Raw genomic sequence first — 24,863 nt, 5'->3', positions numbered from 1 at the left:
GCTCAGTTCCAGGCAGTTTGAGATCCTTCGCAACGCTCAGGATGACGTACCTGGGGAGTTATGAATTCCCTTAACTTAATGAGGGGATTTGCTCTTAATTCACGCTTAAGCGCTTCGCAGGAATGACATAGGGCGACCGAGACAGCTTGCGAAATACCCATCACTTAGACTATCCTTAAAGTACGTTATTTAATCTCCATATTGCATTGAGCAGTACACTACATAACAAACATATTCGTTTGCCTGAACTAACAGTTGAAAGGCTAGCGAATCTATGTGGTATTTTCCACGAAAACGTCTCCCTTATTGAAGAAAAATTTTCTGTCTCGATTAAATCGAGCCAGAGCGGTTTTTCATTGTCCGGTCGTTCCCGAGACTCCATCAGCCAGGCTGGAAGCATTATTGTCGATTTATATGAAATGGCTGATGCGCCAATAAGTCGGGACGATGTTCAATCCCTGTTGTTAATTAAGGAATCTAAAAAACCTATGCATCATCCAGTCAGATTAAGCAGAAAAACGATCCTGGCTCGAAATCCCAGGCAGGCAGAATATCTTTCAAGCATTGACTCACATGATATTATTTTTGCTGTGGGCCCTGCCGGTACAGGTAAAACTTATCTGGCAGTTTCTAAAGCCATTGAATGTTTTGAAAAAGGCGAAGTTCAACGGCTTGTTTTTGTAAGACCTGCCGTTGAAGCAGGAGAAAAACTGGGTTTTTTACCCGGTGATTTGGTCGAAAAAGTATTACCTTATCTTCGTCCTGTTTACGATGCCTTATACGAGATGATCGGCTTCAAAGAAGCGCAGAAACTCATTCAAAGTGACGTTATTGAAATTCTGCCCCTGGCGTTTATGCGAGGCAGAACCCTCAATGAGGCATTTATTATTCTTGATGAGGCGCAAAACACAACGATTATGCAGATGAAAATGTTCCTGACCAGGATGGGATTTGGTTCTAAAACAGTAATCACTGGCGATATGACGCAGATTGACTTGCCTAAAAATATAGACTCCGGTTTAATTCATGCCGTAAAATTATTTGAAAAGCTGGACGATATTGCCATTCATACTTTTTCAAGCCGGGAAGTTGTCAGACATCCTCTGGTATCAAAAATTGTGGATTGCTACGAGCAGCAGCAATCCGAGGATGACAAACAATGACTTATCACGTTGACGTACAGGTAGCCTGCGAGAAACCCCTGCCCTTTGCAGAAGAAACAGTAATCAGTTGGGCACAAGCCGCATTACTCACTCATAAGCCCTCCGCAGAAATCACTTTACGATTTGTAGATGCCGGGGAAATTCAGGAATTAAATAACAGTTATCGCAAAAAAAACAAACCAACTAATGTGCTTGCCTTTCCAAGCGCTATTCCTGAGCATATAGAACTCGATTTCCCCTTTCTTGGCGATGTCATCGTTTGTCCTCAGGTGTTGGACGAAGAAAGCCGTGAACAGGAAAAATCGCTTGAATCCCATTGGGCTCACATCATCATTCACGGCGTACTTCACCTGCTGGGTTATGATCACATCGAAGCCAAAGATGAGCAACAAATGCAGCAACAGGAAATCCAATTGCTTGAACAATTCGGCTTTCCTAATCCCTATAACGAAGAGGATGATCATCTTGAATAAAGAGGACGAAGGCGGTTCGTGGTTTGTGCGACTGAAGCAGTTTCTTCAGGTTGAACCGCAAAACAAAGACGAATTAATCAGCCTTTTAAGAGATGCACAAATTCGCTCTCTTATTGACTCTGAAACCCTGGGGATGATTGAAGGCGTTATACAATTCAGTCAGATGCGTGTCAGAGACATTATGCTCCCCAAAAAGCAAATTACCTTCATATCACTTCATGATGATTTTAATAAAATAGTTGAGACAGTCACAAGCTCCGGTCATTCACGTTTTCCGGTAATGGATGATGATGAGGATGATATTATCGGTATTTTACATGCCAAGGATTTATTGAGATTTAATGGGCAGACTGAAGACGAATTTGATTTAAGTGATATTATCCGTCTCGCCACATTTGTACCCGAAAGCAAACGTCTTGATGTGTTGCTGAGCGAATTTCGAAATAACCGTAATCATATGGCCCTGGTCGTAGACGAGTATGGTGCTGTCAGCGGCTTCGTGACTATTGAAGATGTAATTGAACAGATTATAGGCGATATTGAAGACGAATTTGATATCGATGAAGAAGCCTATTTAAAAGCACACGGCGATTCACAATACATTATTAAAGCACATATGCCAATTGAGGAATTCAATGAGCAGTTGAACTGCCATTTCAGTGATGAAGTTTATGATACGATCGGCGGAATCGTGATGGCGGGTTTTGGATATTTGCCCAAGCGCGGCGAGATAATTACCCTTGATCAGTTTGAGTTTAAAGTTATTAATGCAGATGCCCGACGGATTAAACTTTTATCCTGTCTGGACAAACGACCACGCGATAAACATCTGGATCAATCGTTTGCTTTGTAATTGGACTTAGATCAATGACTTCCGGGATAAAATAGCATGAACAGTAATATTTTAATTGTTGATGATGACACAGAATTAACCGATCTTTTAGAGCAATATCTCGAACCAGAGGGTTTTAATGTAGTCTGTGTTCATGATGGAGACAGCGCAGTTAAAAAGGCGCTAAACCAATCCTTTGATGCCATTATTCTCGATGTGATGTTACCTAAACTCAATGGCTTTGAAGTATTAAAAGCTATCAGAGAGCATTTGGAAACCCCTGTTCTGATGCTTACAGCTCGCGGGGATGATATTGATCGTATAGTTGGCCTTGAAATTGGAGCCGATGATTACCTGCCAAAGCCTTGTAATCCTCGCGAATTAGTCGCGAGATTAAGAGCTATACTAAGACGAACTCAGAAAATCCCAGTTCATCGCCCTGTTATTGAGCATCATGACATCCTGGTGGACTGCTCCAAACGAATCGCCACCCATCATGGCGAGGTGATGGAATTAACCAATGCGGAATTCAATATATTAGAGATGCTGATTAAATCTCCCGGGCAAGCGTTTTCCAAGGAAGAGTTAACCGAGTATGCTCTGGGACGAAAATATACCGCCTATGACCGCAGTATCGATGTGCATATCAGCAATCTTCGTACAAAGCTTGGAGATAATCAGGAAGGCGAACCTTTCATTAAAACCGTCCGCGGCTTTGGGTATATGTTTAATGCGTAGTCTGTACTGGAAAATCTTTCTTTCCTTTTGGCTGGCTACCATTCTGATTATTATAACTACCGCTTGGGTAACCAGTGAAATTGCTCAAAAATCGTCAATACCGGCCCGCGAACACGTTTTTATGGACAGTTATGCCAATGCAGCCGTAGCGACCTTTGAATCAGGTAAACACACAGCTTTAAAAACCTGGCTGGCGCAGATTGGAATTGCCCGGCATATGGAATTGTTCTTAATTTGCAGCACCGGTGAAATTATTGGTAATCAGCCGCCGCCTCATGTAGTTAAAGACATTACTGAACATCTGGTTAAAGAAGAACTTGATGACGGCCTGATTAAATACGGAAATTTAATTATTGTCAGCCATGAGATCCTTTCAACATCAGGCAAAGCCTATCGTCTGGTGGCTGTCAGTGAAAAACCCCTTGCTCATTTTGTACAAATTCCCTGGGCAGGACTCACCATTCGTCTGACCATCGCCATTTTTATCAGCGGCCTTATATGCTACTTGCTCTCAATTTACCTGACGCAACCTCTTCGTTCATTAAGAATGGCCGCCAGATCCATTGCCACTGGTAAATTAAATACTCGGGTAGGCAGCTTCAAAGGACACAGCCGCGATGAAATTGCCGAACTAAGTGGAGAATTTGACCGCATGGCTGAGAAGCTGGAAGCGATCATCAGCTCCAAAGAACGATTGTTGCAGGACATCTCCCACGAATTGCGCTCACCTCTCGCCAGATTGCAGATAGCGATAGAACTGGGACGCAAGAAAGCTCAAAGCGCTGCAGATACAGAATTTTGCCGTATGGAAGTGGAGTGTCTCCGTTTAAATACCTTAATTAGTGAAATCCTGCAATTCGCACGCCTTGATAAATCCGCAGATGAACTGCAGCGTACACCCTGCAATATTAAAGAGTTACTTACCCGGATTATTGCTGATGCAAATTATGAATTTGCCAATTCAAAACCACTGGTAAGCTTACAAAAAAGTGTGGATTGCGTGCTCTATATTGACGAGCGCCTGATTCATAGAGCCATAGAAAACATCATACGCAATGGCTTACGTTATTCGCCTCCCAACGAACTCGTTATCGTCCATTTAGATATAGTAGAGGACAATTTGCTGATAGATATCTGTGATTACGGCCCGGGAGTTCCGGAAGACCAGCTCGAGAATATCTTCAATCCGTTTTATCGGGTCGACACATCCAGAGAAAAGAAAACAGGCGGATATGGTCTCGGCCTGTCAATTGCACAAAAAGCAGTGAAACTGCATCAGGGCCAGATTAAGGCCTATAATCGCCCTCAGGGGGGGTTGCAGGTAAGAATCATTCTACCTGTCTTAAGTAATCAGCCTGTTTGTGTATAGCAGCACAAAACCGTCTTTGCGAGCATAGCGAAGCAATCCGCCTTCAAATCTGGTTCGAGTTTCAATCGGGGTTGCTTCGCTACACTCGCAAAGACTGCAGGTTAGTTGCATATTCTATTTATGCAACAACGCTACTTGTCATTACTGCAATTACCCAGTATATTCCTTCCTCTTTTTAGTTTTAAATCGATTGTAAAATGAACGAAATCACTAAAAGCAACCCTTCGCTGGCCGTTTCTGAAATTCGCAAAATACTGCCTGATTTTAAGCCTCTGATTGGTATTGTATTGGGCTCAGGGCTGGGAAGTTTTGCAGAACAGATTGAAGACGCGGTGACTATCAGCTACGACAGCCTGCCAGGATTTCCCTGCACAACAGTCAAGGGACATAGCGGTAATCTGGTATTGGGTAGACTGGCAGGTGTTAATATCGCATGTCTTCAAGGCAGAGCGCACAGCTATGAAGGTCAGAACCATGAGATTGTCAAAAATTATATACGTACTCTTAAATTATTGGGATGTGAATATTTTCTTGCCACAAACGCTTCTGGCTCATTACGTGAAGAGGTGGGCCCCGGTGAATTAATGCTGATCACAGATCACATCAACTTTCAGCCAGGGAACCCTTTGATAGGCCCTAATGAAGAAGAATTTGGACCTCGTTTTTTCCCTTTGGATAACGCCTATGATCTTGAAATGCGGAATAAATTTCTGCAGATTGCAGAACAGACTCATATCAAGCTGCATGAAGGCGTCTACATTTCAGTAATTGGACCTAATTATGAAACAGCTGCTGAAATTCGCGCATTTCGTATCCTGGGTGCGGATGCGGTAGGCATGTCAACGGTGCCTGAAGTACTGGTCGCTAATCATTGTGGGATGAAAGTAGCAGTTATTGCCACTATTACCAACCACGCTACAGGGCTGGCAAGCTGCAGCCATAGTCATGATTCGGTAGTTGAAATGGCCAATGAGGCAGCCAAACGTTTAAATATTCTGGTTAAAGAATTTATTGCTAGTCTGGCATGAATATAGAAACTGGATTTGCAAACTTTTGTCGGGAAAAGCAGGATATTAAGACAGCACAGTCCCGGCAGGCTATTGTATCCTGCATTGATTTAACACTGCTCGATGAGAAAGCCACTGAACAGCAGATTCGCGAGCTGCAATTCAAAGCGAATCAGTATAAAGTGGCCGCTCTTTGCATCTATCCGCAACATTTAGCCTTTCTAGCACCCCAGAATATCTGCAAAAGAGCGACCGTGCTTAATTTTCCCAGTGGCGATTTGCCAGCGGCATTGGTGATGTCACAACTGGAAGACACTCTATCGACTTATCCAGTTGATGAAATAGATTATGTTTTTCCCTACTCGCTCTACCTGAAAGAATACAAACAGCAAGCACTTGAGCGCTGTCGGCAAGCTCTATCCCTATGTCAGCATCGAAATGTTTTATTCAAAGTAATTGTGGAAACCGGTCAGTTTACAGAGTCAGACTCTTTGTATACCCTGGCTCGCGAGCTTATAGATTTGGGCTGTGATTTCCTAAAGACCTCGACCGGCAAAATTGCCATTGGCGCAACACCCTTATCTGCCTACACTCTTCTCAAAGCTATTCAGGATTCTGGCGCCTCAGTCGGGTTTAAAGCCTCGGGCGGTGTTCGCAAAACTGAGGACGCATTTCTCTATGCTGAAATGGCAACGCTATTACTTAAAAAAGAAATCGCTCCTTCCTGGTTCAGAATTGGAGCAAGCAGTTTGCTGGATGAGCTGGTAACTGCCTGAGTTTAAAAACTGATAACCATTCCCAGCCATAAAATAAGACCGTACCAGGTATTGCTAATGAAGGCTCTGAAACAGGCAGCAGGCTCTCGGTTGCTGATTAAATATTGCTGATAGAGCAAATTGGCTCCTGCGGCTATCCAGCACAATGCCAGCACGCCATTAAACAACTCGGCACTGAGCAGTAAATAGAACCAAAGGGCATGAACGACTGCCTGCAATAAACCAATTATCAAACGGTCATTGTCTGCAAACAGAATAGCACTCGATTTAACTCCAATTTTCAAATCATCTTCACGATCTGCCATTGCATACTCTGTATCATAGGCGACTGTCCACAGAAAATTGATTAGAAGCAAACAGATTGCGATAGAATCCAGAGGAACATGAGAAGCAGCATAAGCCATGGGGATACCCATTGAAAAAGCCAATCCCAACACCACCTGCGGGGCCTGAATAAAGCGTTTGCAAAAAGGATAAACAATGGTGATGAGTAATGCGAATAAGGCATAATATGTGCAGGTCAGCGGTAGTTGAACCAGGATCATCAGGGCAGCAAACAGCAGAAAGAACAGGTAGACAAAGGCATTTTTAAGCGGGATCTCCCCTGCGGTCAAAGGCCGATGTTGTGTGCGTCGAACATGGCAATCAATTTTTCGATCAGCAATATCATTGATGACACAACCCGCAGCCCGCATTAAAATAGTGCCGGCTAAAAACTGCAGAAATAAAATCAGGGAAGGCTGGCCCTTATTGGCAAACCATAAACCCCAGGCGGAAGGACTCCACAGTAAGATAATTCCAACGGGTTTATCAAAACGCCCTAATCGATAATAGGCATGCCAATTCATTTTTTAATCCTCGACAAATCAGGTAATAAAATTTCTATCAGATAAAATGGAAAATGACCGTTGATAATAAATCGTGAATAACGTACCCAGAGTTTCGAAGCGTTTCGTATTAACTCTTCTTTAATCCAATAATATTCCTGAAAATTGTTATCGATAGAATAATGACTTAAAGACACTCGCTCCACATTTGGGCTGTTAAAAACGATCTGCCCCAGGGATTCCTTTTGTAATCGATTAAAAAAAGAGTTATTCTGCTCAAAAGTGGACTCTGGTATAACAGAGCGTGCAAACCAGCAGCATTGATTTCCTGAAAACATCATTATATCCCGATGAATTACACTTTCTTCCGAGATGCCTAAGAAAAATCGATCCCACCAATTGCGTTTTGTCATGACCTGCTGAATTAATTCCAGACGCGCATCGCCCGTCTCCTGCCTTAATTTCTCAGTCAATGCCGCTTTATGAGTCAGCCATGTCACCCACTCGGCTGGCGGTAATAGCGTTTGCATAGGAGAATTGTCTCATTCAAAATTTCGGCTAGTATAACATAAGAAACACAAGTTACTGACAGGCAATTCGGCTGATGCTGAGACGTCCGCTGGCGGATATATTCAAAGAGCGGGCGTTGTTACCCTTGCAGCCCGTTGCGGTAACGCTTAAATTCATGGCCCCGCTGGATGCAAAGCCCATACTATTGTAACTGACTATACTGGCATCGGCATTGACCCGTGTTCCTGAGGGCAAGGCTTCATTGACCTTCACTAAATCATTATTGCTATCGATGAGATTGTTGTTATTGGCATCCACAAATACAATCCAGCCCTGTGCCCATTGACTGGCAGAACCGCAGGTGGTTAAAGCGGCATTTCCTGCAGAGCACACCGATACTCGCACTCCACGCTTAATAGCTTCCATTCGAGCGAAATTTAAACTGGCTGACAATCGATTAACCATGGCAACTACTTTATTATTTTGGATTAAAGCATAATAACCCGGCACCGCCACGGTGATAAAAATGGCAGCAATGCAAAGTGTGACTATCAATTCGGTCAGAGTAAATCCTTTTTCAACTATCCTTTTCATGCTGATTGTTCGTTGAATTGCCTCTGATAATTATATCATACAGTTGAGATATACGACTAAGGCCGTGACAAGCTTTTGATTCGTCCCAATCGGTTGACGATCACATCGGAATATCTGTTCCCGGCAAAGAGTTTGAATCGCCCGCTCGATGCCGCCTGAGTAGGATTGGCTGCAAAAACCAGAAACTTGTCTGAAAGAAATCCCTGCCATTTAATGAGGACATTCCGGCAATTCCAGTGCCATTGGTGTTGCAATAAGCTGGTTTCATATCGATGATCAGGAGTATCAGCAAGCAAAACCATTCCTTTTGCCCAGTCATCACTGGCGGGCTCAGCCTGTAGTACCATGGGTTTTCCTGAAAGAATGGCATGATTTCTGGCAAAATGAAGCGCTTGAATCAGCTGATTCTGGCAGACATTTAAGCGAATCTGCTGATCATTATTTTTTAGTAAGGGTGAGATTATAGAGAATGAAATAAGGATGAGTGCCAGGCAAATCAGGCTTTCAATGAGCGTAAACCCGGAATAAAATTTCAGACGCAATCGGATTTCCTTTTCAGTAGTAAATGGGTTCTACACACTATCAGTCTCTGTCAGTTTAAAAGCGTTTTCAATTGCAAAAGATCCTTATAGGCCTTCTTTTTATCCATGGGTTTTCTTAATAAGTAGGCAGGATGATAGCTGACGATACAAGGAGTGCCATCATAATGATGCACGCTTGAGCGCATTTGCGCCATAGAGAGGGCCTCTTTTAATAGAAACTGTCCGGCAAAGCGCCCCACGGCTAATAAAGCTACGGGTTTAATTATCGCAATCTGCCTTGTCAGATACTGGCTGCAGCGGACAATCTCATCGCCATTCGGATCACGATTATCCGGCGGGCGGCATTTCAATACATTGGCAATGTACACTTCGTCCTCTGAAAAGCCTATGCTCTTAAGCATTTGGTCGAGCAATCCCCCCGCTCTGCCCACAAAAGGCTTTCCCTGTTGATCCTCATGATAGCCAGGCGCCTCTCCAATTACCATTAATCGAGCTTTTGAATTACCCCGCGCAAAAACGGTTTGCTTTCTGGTTTTATGCAAAGCGCATTGCTGGCAGGAAGCCACTTCCTGACAGAGAACATTCAAATCATCAGAATCCGGCGCTTTTGCTGGCTCTGTACGCTCCTGCCAAAGCTCAATTCCCATTTGCTGTAAGTAATATTGCTGTAATTCTTTATTCATCGATCAATTAATGCGGTGATTCATGTGAATTGTGCCAGATTAATGATTAAATTTCGACATCTATTCGGAACTGCTCAGGTAACATTCCGCATTGATTACTTAATGCTCTCTTAATATTCTTTTTTATATTAAAACTTAAGGTAAGAACTAAATTACAGCTCATTGATAAAATAAGAGGTTTTTTTAATTACTCTAGTCCCAACACTAAAAATATTAAACACCAGATTGTCGCATAACGATGTCCCGAGCTTACGCGCACACTGGAATTACGATGTTTATTTCTGCTATTTTAGTCACCAACTCATTTACAAAACTGCGTCTGTAACTCATCGCGACTGTTTGCGTGCTGGGATGGTCGGTATCTTTCTGCATTAGCCAGATTAGTCAGACTAGGAAATTCATGCGATTTATAACGGTGTAAAATACTTTCTGCCTCTTTCAACATTGCAAAGCAATTAAATTGCCATTTACTTGCTTCCAAAAGTGTTTGCAAGTCGCTAACTATGCCAGAAAGTTTGCAGGATCCTTTATTTTGAAACCTTCTGAGTTCGTATGCAAAAAACGACCTATCAGACTGATCTGTAAACATTTGATTAAAACTTCTTTTATGAAATCCTGTATCACTGTTCTTGTCCGCAAGATATATCAATTCAGAAATCAAGTACTTAACAGGATTGAGTCGGGGGAGTACAGATTTTAATACCCAATCATGATAATTCATCATACCAGGCTTTTGCAGCAGTGCTTCAAAATAGCTGATAACGCTTTGCTGTGACGTTGAAGGATTCATTGACAGCTGGGTAATTTCCGATATTAGATTCACATTGGTAGATCTATGCATTGCTCTATTCCGGCTTATAAAACTGAAGAATTTAAATTTAGATGTGAACATAGCTTTGTCGCGAAGTTCACAGTCCTTTATTTCCTCGAGTATCTCTTTCAGAATAGAATGGATATCAATGGGCTCATCCATTTTAGAAACAGCATGAAGAGTTTTCTCTAATTGAGTTGAAATTGTACTGGGCAAATCAGGAATTAAGGCTGATAAGCGAGCATATTTTTCTTCATTATCAATTAAATAACCTTTTTTTAAAGTACCTAATAAATGGCCAAGTGATGAAACCCTTTCTGCAGGCTTAACCATTTCAAGACTTAGAATTAACCAGCTAAAGCAATTGATATGGCGCCCATGATAATCGAGCATTTCCTTTGCACCTTCAAACTCAGTTGCCATGCGAATAAACGAGTCTTGCTGATTTACCAAGCTCTCAGGAAGATGCCTGACCCAGGTTTTTACGGGCCGTGTTGCCAAGGGCATCTCTTGTAGAAAACCAGCTACTTCCTCAAAAGTCTTTGCATCACGAATTCGTGGCTCAAGCCAGAGGTTGAAAAGATAATTTACTTTGTCCACTGTCAAGTCAATGTTTTGCAATTCTGCGGCGGTAATATTGAGTAATAGCTTCTTCATTGCCCAGAATCTAAATAATTTGGATATACTCTCCTGATCTGATAGAAGCTCGATACTCGCTAGTAAATCGCTTTTATCGCTTACAATATCATCAATTGAGCAATAATCCACCAGCCAGTCTCTGAGAGCACTTTGCTGAGCAGAAAATTGCTTTAAAAACCCTGTTAGTGACTTAAACTGTAATATCCACTTTCTTAGAACATTAGAAGCACTATGAGAGAATGGGAATATGGAGGAATAACTTGCTTTAATACTAATAGAATACAAAATAAAATCTAATTCCGATTGATTAAATTGATGGTTTGAAACCAGGGCTGATAATTCATTTTCACCCAGTACAGTATTCAATTGATTAATAAACTGTGAAAACTCTTCTTCATTCACAAACCAGTCTGCTGGATTTTTAATTACTAAATTAAAAAAATGCTTTAAAAATTGACTATTTTTCTGAACGATTAATTCATTGATGGCTTCAGATTTTGAAAACTGGCTCGGGAACTTTTTTATTAATAGTAAGATAAAGGAAGAGAGAAACGATGTGGCACCATCATATTGGTGAACAATCGCTAACCCTTCACTCAATGTCCTGCAAGAACCCAGTAAGCTTTCAGCAAGAAGTTCTCGAAATAGATTAGCACTTGCACCTCTCAGATGCCTTTCTAATGTATTTATCGACAAGGAGCTAGTGCAAACTTCTTTCCATCTTGGGGCAAGAAATTTCAAAATCTCTATCTGCTCGCTTTCAGTATAGTTATTCAATAGTCTGGCAATTGTTTCATAACTATATTCATCTACCGATACGGATTTTAGTTTTGCAGATACCGAACTCAAGAATTCTTTATACAGTTTTTCAGCAGTTTCTTCCTGTTTCCTTGTTTCCCGATAAGGGAAAACCATATCGAATAGTGTTTCAAAATCAATCACTAATTCTGCTGCCATATTACTTTTTTCTTCCATGCTCAGTAATGGATTGGCGATCACTTCTCTTGAATATAAGCGCTTCATTGCCCTGGGGCAGTTAATCCCATTATCTACATATAATTTGCGGCTACTTAAGGAAGTTAAAGCGCTCTCCATGAGTGATTGTAAATTGTCTGTTTGCTGTTCCTCTCCCATTAAAATAACAGTCTTTAATAGCGGATAACGGTCCACAAACAAATTCAAAGCCTGAGAAATCTCGAATGCGCAAGGCGTAATTTTTGGCCCTCCAAATGGGTTTAAAGCATTAAACTGCTGGCGCTCAGCTTCAGTAAACTGATCAGGGTCAACAAAACGCATCATCACTGCCAGCAGGTAGTCTTTTAATGTGGCATCTTCTAAATAAGCGGTCTTAGTGCTGAGATTATCAATCTCAGGGTTGGGCGGGAGACTTTTCCAGTAGTGATGAAATTGTATTGCAGCCCTTTTAGCCATCGCTTGATTGGCTAAGGCGTTTGTGCCCTTTCCAACCATGGAAGACTCATGCAGCTCTCGGGCTAGTTCCCTAAGTTTGGCAGCCAACGAATTATCCTGGTAAAAATAGATTTCTGCCTGCTTTAAATAATTATTTCCTTCATTACCGGCAATGCTATATAAAACCTTAATATCCCACTCACTTACACTAGGAAATCGAACTGCTGGATCTTTGGAGAATAATTTTTCTGGATGTGATACACTTCGTTCATAAATCTCACGAACAGGTACTAATTGACCATTTGCATTTAAGAAAAAATGCCTTGGATTAAAGCGGCCTTCCCCATTAACTTTTTCCTCTGTTTCATCTTTAAGTGAATAAACGGGCCAACACAGCAAATCTTCGCTTCTTCCAAGTAAGACACCACAAACTGCTTCCTCTTTTTCAGCAATCAAGTGGGCAATTTCGACACATAATTCATTTAAAGGGTAACCAGGATAGCAAAAATAATTAAATGGCTCTCTCTGGGTGTAGTTGGCTCTTCGAGCCAACAGCTCTCGCAGACAGGCTTTTATTTCCAGATCCGATTTTCCCGCCAGGTTTTTTAGGCTTTGAATAATAATAGCTTTGTCCCACAGCATTCGCACCACTGTGATTGTATCAATATGAGTAACTTCAATGTCTGATCTTGGTTGGTAACTAATTAGAAGTGTATTAATTTGATTAAAAAGTGACATAGTGAGTATGGTTGAAAAATATGTTTATATAATATCAAAACATACTTTTTTTTAGCAAATCATCATAGACAGGAAGATAATCTGTGATTACCAGGAAGTGGAGTTATAAGCCTTCCTTCTGATGCTATCTGGATTATGATCAAAACAAAAAATTCAACTCAATTATTAGATGAAACTAAAAAGCATCTCCCTTACAAATAAAGAAGGTACATTGGCAATTTAGTTACCGTTACGCAATGGATTGAGTCGCTCTTCATGCTCAGGGATGTGTTCATAACGCCCGAACATTGCAGCGGAATTGCTTGAATAAGCGGGAGACGGCTTTCCTATTAAAATTCCTGAGATAATCTGTTCTAATCGCCCCCTCGAAGAATGGGATCGATGCTCAAGCTCGCTTAAGGCTGTTTGCAACGCTTTAATTTTTTCGAGTGAAGTCAGCCGCTCAGATTCCATCGCTTTAATCAACTGTATTGCAGTTTTCCGTTTTTCTTCCAATAGTCGGCTCCCAAACGACACAAAAAGAGAGGAACTGCCAAAACCTGTCTGATCGAGATAGCCCTTGAGTTCATGAATAGCATAGCTACAATCGAATTTATCAAGCAACGCCTTCTCTTGCGGAGTGTAATGGGGCAATAAAGCCGAAAACTCTTCTTCAGTACAACCTAATTGGGTAGCTGAAAACCGGGATGGAATCAGTTTTTGAATTGTTTCCCAGCTAAAAAGAGTCTTAAGATCTGTAAGCTCACTTACAGATCCTATAAAGCGTTCCCAGGGAATTAAATTCAGATAGCGTTCTTTGTCTTTTTCTGGAATTAGCTCTGCAAATTGTGTAAATAGCTCTTTTGAGTCAATCAACGCTTTATACTTCGTGATTATTGTCAAGCGCTCGCGGTGAAGAGTCTCTTTCATGACATCTAGCAGTGTGGTGCTATTATTTACTCCTGTGGGAAACTTAGTGAACAACTGCTGTTGTAAAATTGCCTGTATTGGATAACAATTTTTCCAGCGGATATATTCATTTTTCCAGGTGTCAAATGAGTCTATATTGTCTTTTATCGGGTTTGCGATTAAATCCGAACATTCAACCCAAGCGGCAAAGGAATAGAAGTTATCGGGGGTTATCCATTGGTACAAATGGGGGCTGACAAAATTAATAATCGTCTTTCGCTGCCCACCTGTCTCTGTAAGAAGTGGTAAAACTTTTAGCGTATTTTCGCAAGAACCAAGCAATACGGTATATTTTTTTTTTAGTTTTTCAAAAACCAGGTCCAGTATCGAGCTATCGACCTTCTTTGTTAAGGCACAAAAATCATCTACTGTGTGGATATCAGGCGCCAGAATTTCGGCATATTGTTGCTTCAAAAAATTGAATGGGGCGCTCTTTAAATAGAACTTTAACAGATTGTATTTTTCCAGGGTATTATATTCCTGAATCAGCTTCTTAACATGCGCTTCGATAATCGCTTGTTGTTGCGCTTCAGGAACGAAAGAGAAAAGACGATGTAAACTGGATTCATACGGGAAGGCCGCAAGACGATCATGAATGAGGGGAGTGACTGATGACAGTAGCGCAGGGGTATTTTTCAGGCGCATCAAACAACTATAACTTTTTATTCGCTCTGCTATAAATACTAATCCTTCAGGACGAGCGGGAGCACCGCAATTGCTTTCTATGAGCAGCTGCATGAACTGTGAATCAAGATTGCCCTCACCATCGAATACAGGGGGGCGTTGGAACAATACTTCAAGCAAAGCAGGCAGTAAATCTGCCATTGCCGGCAACTTTTCTACGGGCTCATCTCGGTTATTTTGGATTAAAATATGATATAGCGCAGGATATTGGTTTAGAAACTCGGACAAAATATTAGAAAGCTGATCGGCACAAGGAAAGATGTCCTCTGCCAGAACACGCCTACCCTCCTCCTCAGTGATAGCGAGCTGCATATGAAAAAAAAGGGTTAGAAAGTAACTTTCCAAAGGTAAATCGTATCCATAGGTCTCAACTTTGATATCTTTCACAAAACATATTTCACCTGATGCAGTACCTTGCTCCTGAGGCATACTTAGCTCAGCTGGGAGCTGTTTCCAAAGGGTGTAAAAAGATTTCACCGCATCCCCAAGGACCTTATTGTTGGCCAGTTCTTCTGAACCGGCATCCGATACCGAGGCTTTTTTAAGTTCAGTCGCCAACTTTTTTATCGCAAAGCCTAATGAATTATTATCATAGCGCTGAATATGATTTTGTTTTAAAGCCTGGATAAAGGCCCTGCTCGCATCCCCTGCCACATTCGCCAGATTAAGAAAATCCTGCCCACCAAATTCGTAGGACAGCGTCGTTCCTTCCGGCTGAAAGTCCAGTAATACATGATTACTGTCCAGTGAGGCCGTTTCAAATACTTCCTGAATGGGGATTAACTTGGTATAGTTTTGATTGACTAAAAAGTTTTCAACCTCAAAATGACCATTGTCTTCAGTTTCAGATTTGAGAGAAAAACAGACCCTGTTTAAACCAGTAAGTCCCGGCATTAATATTTGACACACAGCCTCTCCTGGGCCAGCAATTCCTTCTGCTACCTTGAGGCAAAATTGATTGATGGGTAAAAAAGGGAAACGAGTATAAGCAATCTGTTCTGTTTTAAGCATTTTCCAGCGAAGGGCTAGATAATGCCTTATTTCTTGAACAACGCTTGCGGACAAAACGGAACTTTCATCGCCGGCAATAAGACGACTAAAAAAAGAAAAGCTGTATTGAGATTCGTCCTGTATCGTTTTAACTGTTGCTGCCTCAAGCCCTGGAGGTAATTCTATTGGTGTATCTTTGAAGGTTGTCAGAAAATCTTTAAACTGTTTTACTGTAATCATGAAATACACCACAAATTGTAATGCGCTATTTTAATGCAATCTGACCAAATTCTCAATTGTACTATTACAAATAAGAACTTCGTTTATCTGCTTAAATCGAGGGTCTTTATTAATGCAGGCGTAAACGCTGAGCCGCATTGCGTCTTCGCAGCGACGCAGGTTGAAAAATGTCTGGTCAGTCTCTTTTTTTCTTTACTTATCAGCGCTATAACATTCTATGCACATCGTTATCCACAGATTTTGTGGATAAGTAAGCCTGCCATTTCCTGCGTATATAAGTTAAGGAACCTTTGTAGTCGTGGAGTTTGAAGGGAGAATGTGTTTTAAAGTGGTGAAGCCAGGGGAAGGACCAAAAAACTTATCCACAAAAGGCCTGAATGTGACAGAACTTTTGGAAATGCATTCTATCTTCTTTTTTTTTGAAAAACCAGTCTTGACTTTTTTTCAGTGCTTTTTTAGAGGGCAAACACTTCGTTAACAACTTAATAATTAATAATAAATTACTTTTGACACGTTTATACTATTCTTACAGAATTGACCCCGCCTTCGGGACATAAGTATCTACCCATCACCTCTACGCCCTGCAGCTTGTGCGCAGGGTCCAGTGTTTCTCTATGAGTCTTCTGGATCCGTCGGACAAGGCCTGAGGAACCCCTCAATATTTATATAGTCAGCGTATAACTTAACAATTACTCAAATAGATCTATTATTGTGTCGTTCCCGCGTGGCATTGTTGCGTAAATAGAACCAAGCAGCAACCTGTTGTCTTTGCGAACAAAGTGAAGCAATCCAGATTGAAGCTTGAATAAAGTAAGGAGCTTGATTGCTTCGCTAACGCTCGCAAAGACGGTTTTTTATGTACCTATCTTCATTTACGCAACAATGCTTTTCCCGCGTAGTCGGGAATCTATTTCTCAAGATAACTCCTAACGTTGTTTGCAAGATGGATTTCCGCCTAAGCGGAATGACACTATTTAAAGTCATTTTGACCTGATAAGCTACCTATTTCTTGAATGAAATAATTAGAGGCTTATAGATTATGCAGATCTAGGCACTGATAGTATAACTGCAAGCATGCTCGTACCAATGATCCGTTGGTGTGGGCTCCTTTTGAGAATTAATCTTCCAATAATCCGTGGTGGAATCTATTTCCTGTAAATCACCCTCTCGAACGATATCCTGCAAGGGCTCTTCTCCATTTTTCAGGGACTCACAAAGCCGGGTCAAAGCCGTCCAGGCTTTATTTTCACAAATTTTAAGAATACGATTCACCTGATGAGGCAGCAAATCCCATTGCCCAAATAAGGCAACCTGATTCAATTCATTTTTATGTAATAAAGACTGCTCAAGTATTTTGAACTGGCGGCATAATTCATTAATATTTTTTTCAGTTTTATTTTTTAGTAATTCAACGAAGATACGAAATAAAATATGAGTTTCTCCCTTAATCAAACTCAAACTTTGCAAGGCGCGTAATGGGGAATGAGCAGAGTTCGCATGCCGTCCGTCTTTATATAAGCTTAAATCACTGCTTTTTTTTATCCATCCATAGGGAATGTCCAGAAATATAGGATAAATCGATTGAAAAATTCGCATGTTGGTTTTAACTGCTTTCTTCTCGATGACTTTAGGGAGTTGGCTATCAAATAGCCCGCCTGAATTTTTTGATGTCCTTACAGGGTCTTTTTTCTCGATTTCAACATCTGTGAAATACATATCCCTTAATTGTTCAATTTTTCTAGCACATATACCCTGTCTCAAACCAAGTTTTGCCAACTCTTCAAACCAGTCACGATTACCTCTGAAACAGCTGTAATAAATCGCTTCCTCGATACCAGAAAATTTTACATGCAGGTATTCTGCATTTTCAGCTCCGTTTTCAGAAAACTGATAGCGGGTGTCGATATAGCGTTTAGCGGCCTTATAGCCTTTTTTGAATAATTTATCCTGATCCTCTGCAGAGATATCAAATTGGGTCGCGCTCACATTCCCAATAGGAATAAGCACAGTTTGGCCACTATAATGCAACAATTTCAAACGGTCCTGTTCCCATCCGCTGACAGGGTCCCGTACCCCGGTGAGCAGGCCATAAATCCAGTTCCATAAAAAATTTTCTCTATAAATACGATGGACAAACCGATTCAAAATCCTTCGCTCTGGTCCATTATCAAATTGAAAAGCAACCAGTTTCAGACAATTCTCATGCTCTGATTTTAAAAAAGTAGTTTTATCATCGCTAAAGGCTTCTGTAGGCAGATTACTCAAAATCCCGCCATCATTATAAGTATTGCCATCCGGCAGCAAGGTCGGTTTAAAAACAATAGGAAAACTGGACGACATAGCCCCTGCTTTACTGACCTCTTTGTGCGGTGAATGCTCATAGGAAAAATAAACGGTTTTTCTTTTTTCTTTATTCGTTGCCGTTACGATAAGCTCTTCACCCAAACAACAATCAGGATACCCTTCCTTTAAGCGCTTTAAGGACTCAAAACTTATTACCCCTCGTTCAAAAACCTGATTGCGTAAGGCTTTGGCTGCTGCTTTCCCTGCAATCAGCTCATAATCGTATAAAATCTGATCTACTTTTTTTATAATCATGAAATCCAGTGCCGCTTTTAAGGCATCTGTATCCGAAATACCTGAGCTGTCAATATTATAATGGACAATGTTTTCTTCCTTAAACTGCTGAAAGAAAGTAAGAATTTCTGACCATGAATATCCGAGATAACACAGAATCGCCATAATGGCACCAGCAGAACTACCCGCGAATTTAGTGGGCTGTATTCCACTGTCCTGAAACGCTTTATAAGCACCGACATGCGCAAAAATCTTCGCTCCTCCTCCGCAAAAGACCATCGTGTCAATTTCAGGGCGTTTTTCAATTATTAATATTTCTCCTGTCTCCGGATGCTGGAATACTTCTGCTTTATCTTTTTTTAAGACAGGACGGAACGCATTGGGTTTGGACCGCTTTTTTTCAGGTTTTACAGACTCTTTTTTGTCCGTGTAGATGTTTACCAGTCGTTGCCATAAGCGCTGATACCAGGCAGGAGAAGTAATAAAGCGCTCCACCTTTCGGTATTCATACATGGCTTTCATACGCTTTTTAGGGTCTCTGACATGGATTGAAAAAGGATGCGGTGAATTTAGGATAGAATCGTATTCCTGATTTTCAATATCCAGAGAGGAGAGGCTTTCCACCATATCATCCGTTAATCGGAGACGCTTGGTATTTAATAGCGGTTCTTCCTGCGGATCGCCTGGCTGATGGTATTTGTTGATTTGTTTTGTGGTGCAAAATTGATTTAATCCAACTAGCAAACCGTATTGGCCCTTGCAAATTTCCAAACCATTAAGCTGATAATCAAAAGTAAGTTCTACAGGGGATAAAGGCCATTGATATGATTTTTTTCGATAAAATATCCAATTGATAATTCTACCCCACCAACTTAAACCTACCTCCGCAGTATAGCCTCGGTAATCAGTAGTGGCGGCGTCGCTTAAAAAAGCTCGATGGGCATTGTTAGCGTGGGATTTCCAAAACCAATGGTTGAATTTTTTGCGTGATTTGTCGCTTAGGCCATTGTAATCAATTATTATTTTCTCTTCATCGAATAAGTAATCAGCTAAAGAAAACTGATCATCGGGTGGTTGCCCGTTAATACGTAGCCATCCATAGTATGCAATCAAAACAAACTTTTTTAATAATTGGCTATTGGGGTGAAAGACACTGTTTTGAGAAATCAATTCCTTCAATACCTGGTCTCTGTCCATAGAGTAATCCTTTACTTAAGATGAGCTTCGATATCTGTAAATTCCAGGTTCTATAGATCCTGCCCAGTTGCTAAGCTGCTTATCTAATTTATAACTAGCATACTTTTTGTCAGAAATGAATAGCTAAATGACCAGGATTACTGAACATTCGCACAAAACGGAAAGATTAACCTTGATACAGCAGGTGTATCAAGGTTAATTTTATGACAGACTAGTCGATTTCCTGCAGAATTGCTTCAACTACTCTCGCGGGATTTGCTGCTCTGGTTATAGGGCGCCCCACCACTAAAAAATCGCTCCCTAGCCTGCTTGCTTCGAGTGGAGTGACTACCCGGCTTTGATCATCCCGAGAGTTCAAATCCAGTCGAACACCGGGCGTTACCGTAAGAAAAGATTTTCCACAAAGTCCCTTTATTTCTGGAACCTCGAAAGCCGAACAGACAACACCATCGACACCAGACTCACTGGCCATGCTGGCCAGACGCTGAACATGGCTATTTATCGACCCGGAAATACCCAAAGTCGAAAAGCTCTCCTCATTCATACTGGTTAATACGGTAACAGCAATTAATAAAGGTCTGTTCTGGTATCCTTCCAAAGCGTCTCTGGCTGCCTGCATCATCTGGCTTCCGCCACTGGCATGAACATTGATCATCCATACCCCGAGCTGAGCTGCTGCACGGCATGCCTGAGCCACCGTATTGGGAATATCATGAAACTTTAAATCAAGAAAAACCTTATACCCCTTATTAACCAGAGTATTCACGAATTCCGTGCCAAATAAGGTAAACATTTCACTGCCCACCTTAACTGCGCATCGACCTGGGTCGAGCTGCTCTACCAGATTCAAGGCATCCTGCCTGGTATCAAAATCCAACGCGACAATTAATTGAGCTGACATTTTAGGCCATCACCTCTGAAACCTGTTCCAGTGCTAGCTTCACTGCCTCAGCGACTGTTTCCTGCTCTTTGGATGTCAGATAGGGATGCATGGGTAAGCTTACCACACGTCCACTTGCCCGCTCAGAAATAGGGAAGTCCCCTGTTTTATAGTTTAAGAAGGACAATGCCGGCTGCTGATGCATTGCGATAGGATAATGAACTGCCGTGGGGATGCCTTGTTCTAGCATCGCCTGTTGAAACTCGTCACGATTATCTACTTCAATAGTGAATTGCGCATAAACACTGGTATTTTCTGAAGATAACTGAGGGGTTTTGACATGATCGGACAGCAGAGAAATATATCGGCTGGCCACCTGTTGTCTGAGTCGAATTTCATTAGGAAAGAGCTTCATTTTTTCTATTAAAATCGCTGCCTGGATCGTATCCATTCTGCCATTAATTCCAATACGGCGGTGGTTATAACGAGTATTTTGCCCATGATTGCGAATTTCAATCAGGCGCTCAGCCAGAATATCATCATCAGTGAAGCAAGCCCCGGAATCACCATAGCCGCCCAAGGGCTTGGATGGGAAAAAGCTGGTGCATCCTATTGTCGACAAGGCACATGAATAGCGCCCGTGATGAGTCGCACCAAAACTTTGGGCGGCGTCTTCGATTACCGCCAAACCATAACGCTTGGCGATTGCATTAACCGCTGTTAAATCCGCACACTGGCCATACAGACTGACAGGCATAATCGCTTTGGTACGTGAGGTAATCGCTGCTTCGATTTTTTGCGGGTCGATATTGTAGGTCAGAGGATCAATATCAACAAATACTGGTTTGGCCTGACACAGGGTGATCACTTCCGCAGTGGCAAAAAAACTAAAGGGGCTGGTGATCACTTCATCACCCGGCTCAATTTCAATAGCCATTAATGCCATAAGCAAGGCGTCAGTACCACTCGCATTGACAATGACATGCTTCACACCGGCGAACTCTGCTAATTTTTTTTCAAGCTGGGCTATCTCTGGCCCCATTATGTACTGTCCATGATTTAACACTGCGTGTATACCTTTTAAAATATCCGCTTCAATGAGTTGATATTGCTTTTTTAAATCAATAAATTGCATAATGTTCTCAGTAATTTTTGTTCGTATCAGGGTCTGACGGAATTCCAAAACTCGTCTTAATCACCCTCTAAACCATGCACAGGCTTCATTCTACCCCACTGTTTGCAACTTGGGCAATGCCAGTGAAGGTGCTTGCCTCCAAAACCACAATGACCGCAACGATAAACTGGCTTATTGTCCAGAAACTTGCTTGTAATATCGTATAACATTTGTAATTTGTCGCGTACTTTACCATGCGCTGTTTCAAGATGCCAAAAAATTAATCGATTTATACCCCTGATTGAAGGGTAACTGCCCAGTTTGTCGGCTACAAAATCCACAGCAGAATCCATCTCCTTTGTGTTACGCAGGTACTCGGCAATGACAAAAATAGTCGAAGCCCTCGGATGATTCTCCAGTGTTTGCTGAAGGAACTCCACGCATTCGTCCATAATTCCCAATTCTTTGTGGCAGATTACCAGCGGCTCAATAATTTCAGTAATAAACTCTGGATCCTGCTGAGGAACCCGCTTCAATGAGCGAATCGCCTGCTTGTACCGCCCATGTTTCATATCGAGAGAAGCTTGTAATAAGCTGGCGCGCACAGACATTTTATCAATGGCCAGTGCCTGCCTGGCGGCATTCTGAGCTTTTTCAATGGCATTATCTTTAAGCGCTTGTGTTGCAATTTCACAATAATAATGGGCTGCCTGACTATGCAAACTCTGTCCAGTGGATACTTCAAGCTTCTTGATGGTATCCAGGGCATTTTCCCAGGCTTTCTCTTGCTGATAAATAGCAAGTAAACCTTGTAAACTACAGATTTCCTTGCTGCCTCCCAGCTCCACGACTTCCAGAAAAATGCGTTCCGCACGGTCAAACACGCCAGCGCTCATATAGTCCTGACCAAGTGCGAGTAAGGCCTGTTTTCGATCAGCAAGACTTAATTGCGGTCTCGCAATCAGGTTCTGGTGAATTCTGATGGCCCGGTCAACTTCGCCGCGACGGCGGAAAAGACTGCCCAAAGCCAGATGGGTTTCAACCGTTTCACTATCAATTTCCAATAGCTTGATAAAAACATCGACTGCTTTATCAGGCTGTTCGTTAAGCAGATAATTTAATCCAACGACATATTCCCTTGATAGTTTATTGTTTTGTTCAGATTTCTTACCTGAATAATTACGGCTTGCAACCCACCAACCAGACCAGGCAGCAGCAGGTAATAACAATGGCCATAAGTTAATCATTAACACACTCCATTAATTCACTAGGTCCTGGATCCAAAGACAAGTGCTGCATTCAAAATACGTTGTTCAGAACAATGGCAATAGACTATCAAATTCAGCCCAATTAAAAAACCTTCTTAAAAGGCAAATTTAGTGCTCGAATTGGCGCTGCTCAATCAAACCGAAAAACGCTCACAATGCCTTAACATTTATCACCCATAGGGATATAATACCTATTTTTTAGTCGGGAGCTAAAATGCCCGGTCGACCCAGGCGTATTAAAAAATCCAGTAATCGGAGCTTAGATGTCCCTATGGCCAATTTAAGTATAACTGGCAGTGAAGACCTCCCAGAACCTTCTGTCACTTCTGGCGCTCAAAGTAGTCAATCTTCACATATGGATATCGAAAACCCGAGTAACAACAATGCTCAACTTAAGCCCATACCCCCCTTTATCAATCGATTTGAGGAAAAAGTTATACAAAGAGCAACGGAAAATCGCATTTCGCTACGAGAGCAAATGTGTAATGAGTTGAATCAGGCAAACATTACGCCTATGAGTATTGAAGGACTAAATGAAGAGGGTAAATTTCCTCGAAGTAAATTAGAGAAGTACATGCTTTACGGATTATGGGGGGTGGAAAAACCAGTTGCAAAACAACCAACCGCTACTGAACCTACAGCCGAATCCACGTCAGAAAAAATAGCACCAGCCCCTAATAGCCACTGCCAATAAGTTAAGCTCAATTGTATATTAGACTGTCATCCCCGCGAAAGGCGGGGATCCATCTCTGAGCTAGCCACAATGCCGACTGAGAAATAGATTCCCGCCTTTCGCGGGAATGACAGAAGTCCTTAATTTAATAGCCGTGCCCCTAAAGCCTACTGACTAAAATGCAAATGTAGCGGATGAATTGGGGACTTATTTGCGAGTCACATGAAGCTTCATGTGTCTTAACTTTTTAAATGTGAGCCAATATAGTACATAATTATCAATTTAGAGGTTTAAATGACAATAATTAAGCAAATTAGAAAACGCCGTGCTCGTCAAAGCAATATTTCAAACTTTGATGCTATTCGTCGAATGTTAGATGAGGCTGTGACAAACTTGAGTACAAATAATGGTGAGCAATTTTCAGATACTGATAGCATTACTATAAGCGTGACCGGGAGTGAGGTCACTATAACCAGAGGTAACAACACAACTCCCGCACCTGACTTTGTGACGCGATTTTGGCTAAAACTTCCAGAAAGAGCAAATGCCAACGACCGTAATCAACTCGAGCAACTCAAAGCCGACCTTAATGAGAAACAAATTTCGTATGAGAGTATTAAAGAACTAAAGGAGTCTGGTAAATCTCCTCGAAGTAAATTAGAGCGGTGTATGCTGTTTGCGTTTTGGAAGATCGATAGACCCGTTGTAAAACAAACGAATACAGCTGAATCCACTTCAGAAAAAACAGCACCAGCTCCCATATAGCCCCATCGCTATATCCATAGGATTGCCCTCCACAAAACCTGATTTACTCTGATTTGGAGGGCTTAGCTTATGGTAATTTGCGGACGCTTACATCACTTAGCAGACTCTAGTGTTGATCTTTTAGAGGGATATCTCGCAGGTTTTTGATTTCCTTTTCAGTGAGCCTGAGTTGATTGCGCATTTTTGAAAATTCAACTTTCAGGCGCCAATACTTGCCTAGTGCAAGAAAAAAACCAATGACAAGCCCCAAAGCTAGCATTATTGCCATTAACACTGCTATTGGCATGCTAAAGGTCTTTACGTATAAATTGATCGGCACGGAACTCGCGTTTAGAGCTGCAAATGTCACACCTACAATTATAAGAATTAAATAAACAAAAAACATAAGTAAACGCATTTTTATTTACCTTCCTAT

21 protein-coding genes are annotated in these 24,863 nt (G+C 41.6%); 9 read left to right on the top strand and 12 right to left on the bottom strand.

Annotation, left to right across the window (positions count from 1 at the left end):
* Positions 1-488: 488 nt before the first annotated feature.
* The 7 genes from E1O89_RS09745 to E1O89_RS09715 all read left to right on the top strand — a co-directional run bounded on the left by E1O89_RS09745 (position 489) and on the right by E1O89_RS09715 (position 6,358).
* Complete coding sequence (locus E1O89_RS09745) at positions 489-1,163, top strand: PhoH family protein (RefSeq protein WP_172458110.1); 675 nt, start codon at positions 489-491, stop codon at positions 1,161-1,163.
* A complete protein-coding gene (gene ybeY / locus E1O89_RS09740; protein WP_133140000.1) occupies positions 1,160-1,636 on the top strand; it encodes an rRNA maturation RNase YbeY in 477 nt (158 codons plus the stop codon). Before E1O89_RS09745 ends, ybeY begins: the two co-directional genes overlap by 4 nt.
* Complete coding sequence (locus E1O89_RS09735) at positions 1,629-2,489, top strand: HlyC/CorC family transporter (RefSeq protein WP_112218443.1); 861 nt, start codon at positions 1,629-1,631, stop codon at positions 2,487-2,489. Before ybeY ends, E1O89_RS09735 begins: the two co-directional genes overlap by 8 nt.
* A 36-nt stretch (positions 2,490-2,525) precedes the next feature.
* Entirely contained in the window at positions 2,526-3,206 is a 681-nt protein-coding gene (gene cpxR / locus E1O89_RS09730; RefSeq protein ID WP_112218444.1) for a two-component system response regulator CpxR, read from the top strand.
* Entirely contained in the window at positions 3,199-4,575 is a 1,377-nt protein-coding gene (gene cpxA, locus E1O89_RS09725; RefSeq protein ID WP_133139999.1) for a two-component system sensor histidine kinase CpxA, read from the top strand. Before cpxR ends, cpxA begins: the two co-directional genes overlap by 8 nt.
* A gap of 197 nt (positions 4,576-4,772) precedes the next feature.
* Entirely contained in the window at positions 4,773-5,603 is an 831-nt protein-coding gene (locus tag E1O89_RS09720) for a purine-nucleoside phosphorylase (RefSeq protein ID WP_133139998.1), read from the top strand.
* A complete protein-coding gene (locus tag E1O89_RS09715) occupies positions 5,600-6,358 on the top strand; it encodes a deoxyribose-phosphate aldolase (protein WP_133139997.1) in 759 nt (252 codons plus the stop codon). Before E1O89_RS09720 ends, E1O89_RS09715 begins: the two co-directional genes overlap by 4 nt.
* A 2-nt stretch (positions 6,359-6,360) precedes the next feature.
* Here E1O89_RS09715 and ubiA read toward each other — a convergent pair whose 3' ends face one another.
* From ubiA to lapB, 11 genes are all read right to left on the bottom strand, one after another.
* Positions 6,361-7,206, bottom strand: a complete 846-nt coding sequence (gene ubiA, locus E1O89_RS09710; RefSeq protein WP_133139996.1) for a 4-hydroxybenzoate octaprenyltransferase — start codon at positions 7,204-7,206, stop codon at positions 6,361-6,363.
* Complete coding sequence (locus E1O89_RS09705; protein ID WP_133139995.1) at positions 7,203-7,715, bottom strand: chorismate--pyruvate lyase family protein; 513 nt, start codon at positions 7,713-7,715, stop codon at positions 7,203-7,205. The genes ubiA and E1O89_RS09705 overlap by 4 nt, the downstream gene beginning before the upstream one ends.
* 52 nt (positions 7,716-7,767) lie before the next feature.
* Positions 7,768-8,289, bottom strand: a complete 522-nt coding sequence (locus E1O89_RS09700) for a GspH/FimT family pseudopilin (protein ID WP_112218450.1) — start codon at positions 8,287-8,289, stop codon at positions 7,768-7,770.
* Positions 8,290-8,345: 56 nt separating this feature from the next.
* Positions 8,346-8,831 carry a GspH/FimT family protein gene (locus tag E1O89_RS09695; RefSeq protein ID WP_133139994.1) on the bottom strand — a complete coding sequence of 162 codons (486 nt, stop codon included), beginning with the start codon at positions 8,829-8,831 and terminating at the stop codon, positions 8,346-8,348.
* Positions 8,832-8,881: 50 nt separating this feature from the next.
* Positions 8,882-9,514 (bottom strand): uracil-DNA glycosylase family protein, encoded by a 633-nt coding sequence (locus E1O89_RS09690; RefSeq protein WP_133139993.1) that lies wholly within the window; start codon positions 9,512-9,514, stop codon positions 8,882-8,884.
* A gap of 301 nt (positions 9,515-9,815) precedes the next feature.
* Positions 9,816-13,016: a hypothetical protein gene (locus E1O89_RS09685; protein ID WP_133139992.1), complete on the bottom strand. Its 3,201-nt coding sequence runs from the start codon at positions 13,014-13,016 to the stop codon at positions 9,816-9,818.
* A gap of 315 nt (positions 13,017-13,331) precedes the next feature.
* Entirely contained in the window at positions 13,332-15,974 is a 2,643-nt protein-coding gene (locus E1O89_RS09680; protein ID WP_133139991.1) for a hypothetical protein, read from the bottom strand.
* A 1,047-nt stretch (positions 15,975-17,021) separates the two neighbouring features.
* Entirely contained in the window at positions 17,022-19,748 is a 2,727-nt protein-coding gene (gene vpdC, locus E1O89_RS09675) for a Dot/Icm T4SS effector VpdC (protein ID WP_133139990.1), read from the bottom strand.
* 211 nt (positions 19,749-19,959) lie between these two features.
* Positions 19,960-20,649: an orotidine-5'-phosphate decarboxylase gene (gene pyrF / locus E1O89_RS09670; protein WP_133139989.1), complete on the bottom strand. Its 690-nt coding sequence runs from the start codon at positions 20,647-20,649 to the stop codon at positions 19,960-19,962.
* A gap of 1 nt (position 20,650) precedes the next feature.
* Positions 20,651-21,763 carry a DegT/DnrJ/EryC1/StrS family aminotransferase gene (locus E1O89_RS09665; protein WP_133139988.1) on the bottom strand — a complete coding sequence of 371 codons (1,113 nt, stop codon included), beginning with the start codon at positions 21,761-21,763 and terminating at the stop codon, positions 20,651-20,653.
* A 56-nt stretch (positions 21,764-21,819) separates the two neighbouring features.
* A complete protein-coding gene (lapB, locus tag E1O89_RS09660; RefSeq protein ID WP_112218458.1) occupies positions 21,820-22,989 on the bottom strand; it encodes a lipopolysaccharide assembly protein LapB in 1,170 nt (389 codons plus the stop codon).
* Positions 22,990-23,281: 292 nt separating this feature from the next.
* Between lapB and E1O89_RS09655 the strand changes: the two genes are divergently transcribed.
* Together E1O89_RS09655 and E1O89_RS09650 are read left to right on the top strand one after the other, a co-directional pair.
* Positions 23,282-23,704, top strand: coding sequence for a hypothetical protein (locus E1O89_RS09655; protein WP_133139987.1), 423 nt, complete (start codon positions 23,282-23,284; stop codon positions 23,702-23,704).
* Positions 23,705-23,977: 273 nt separating this feature from the next.
* The gene (locus E1O89_RS09650; RefSeq protein ID WP_133139986.1) at positions 23,978-24,448 is read left to right on the top strand and encodes a hypothetical protein; all 471 of its coding nucleotides are present in this window, start codon (positions 23,978-23,980) and stop codon (positions 24,446-24,448) included.
* Positions 24,449-24,554: 106 nt separating this feature from the next.
* Here the strand turns inward: E1O89_RS09650 and E1O89_RS09645 are convergent, their stop codons facing one another.
* Entirely contained in the window at positions 24,555-24,845 is a 291-nt protein-coding gene (locus E1O89_RS09645) for a lipopolysaccharide assembly LapA domain-containing protein (RefSeq protein ID WP_112218460.1), read from the bottom strand.
* Between the last annotated feature and the right edge of the window lie 18 nt (positions 24,846-24,863).

The organism is Legionella genomosp. 1 (assembly GCF_900640215.1).
Taxonomy (GTDB): Bacteria; Pseudomonadota; Gammaproteobacteria; order Legionellales; family Legionellaceae; genus Legionella_C; species Legionella_C quinlivanii_A.
Note: the sequence above shows the minus strand (reverse complement) of the source record. Positions and strands in the feature narration are given on the sequence as shown.

What these genes read in the sequence shown, in the direction of transcription:
- E1O89_RS09745 (WP_172458110.1), top strand. Translation starts at nt 489, where the DNA reads ATGCATCATCCAGTCAGATTAAGCAGAAAAACGATCCTGGCTCGAAAT.
- ybeY (WP_133140000.1), top strand. Translation starts at nt 1,160, where the DNA reads ATGACTTATCACGTTGACGTACAGGTAGCCTGCGAGAAACCCCTGCCC.
- cpxR (WP_112218444.1), top strand. Translation starts at nt 2,526, where the DNA reads ATGAACAGTAATATTTTAATTGTTGATGATGACACAGAATTAACCGAT.
- cpxA (WP_133139999.1), top strand. Translation starts at nt 3,199, where the DNA reads ATGCGTAGTCTGTACTGGAAAATCTTTCTTTCCTTTTGGCTGGCTACC.
- E1O89_RS09720 (WP_133139998.1), top strand. Translation starts at nt 4,773, where the DNA reads ATGAACGAAATCACTAAAAGCAACCCTTCGCTGGCCGTTTCTGAAATT.
- E1O89_RS09715 (WP_133139997.1), top strand. Translation starts at nt 5,600, where the DNA reads ATGAATATAGAAACTGGATTTGCAAACTTTTGTCGGGAAAAGCAGGAT.
- ubiA (WP_133139996.1), bottom strand. Translation starts at nt 7,206, where the DNA reads ATGAATTGGCATGCCTATTATCGATTAGGGCGTTTTGATAAACCCGTT.
- E1O89_RS09705 (WP_133139995.1), bottom strand. Translation starts at nt 7,715, where the DNA reads ATGCAAACGCTATTACCGCCAGCCGAGTGGGTGACATGGCTGACTCAT.
- E1O89_RS09700 (WP_112218450.1), bottom strand. Translation starts at nt 8,289, where the DNA reads ATGAAAAGGATAGTTGAAAAAGGATTTACTCTGACCGAATTGATAGTC.
- E1O89_RS09690 (WP_133139993.1), bottom strand. Translation starts at nt 9,514, where the DNA reads ATGAATAAAGAATTACAGCAATATTACTTACAGCAAATGGGAATTGAG.
- E1O89_RS09685 (WP_133139992.1), bottom strand. Translation starts at nt 13,016, where the DNA reads ATGCTGTGGGACAAAGCTATTATTATTCAAAGCCTAAAAAACCTGGCG.
- E1O89_RS09680 (WP_133139991.1), bottom strand. Translation starts at nt 15,974, where the DNA reads ATGATTACAGTAAAACAGTTTAAAGATTTTCTGACAACCTTCAAAGAT.
- vpdC (WP_133139990.1), bottom strand. Translation starts at nt 19,748, where the DNA reads ATGGACAGAGACCAGGTATTGAAGGAATTGATTTCTCAAAACAGTGTC.
- pyrF (WP_133139989.1), bottom strand. Translation starts at nt 20,649, where the DNA reads ATGTCAGCTCAATTAATTGTCGCGTTGGATTTTGATACCAGGCAGGAT.
- E1O89_RS09665 (WP_133139988.1), bottom strand. Translation starts at nt 21,763, where the DNA reads ATGCAATTTATTGATTTAAAAAAGCAATATCAACTCATTGAAGCGGAT.
- lapB (WP_112218458.1), bottom strand. Translation starts at nt 22,989, where the DNA reads ATGATTAACTTATGGCCATTGTTATTACCTGCTGCTGCCTGGTCTGGT.
- E1O89_RS09655 (WP_133139987.1), top strand. Translation starts at nt 23,282, where the DNA reads ATGGCCAATTTAAGTATAACTGGCAGTGAAGACCTCCCAGAACCTTCT.
- E1O89_RS09650 (WP_133139986.1), top strand. Translation starts at nt 23,978, where the DNA reads ATGACAATAATTAAGCAAATTAGAAAACGCCGTGCTCGTCAAAGCAAT.
- E1O89_RS09645 (WP_112218460.1), bottom strand. Translation starts at nt 24,845, where the DNA reads ATGCGTTTACTTATGTTTTTTGTTTATTTAATTCTTATAATTGTAGGT.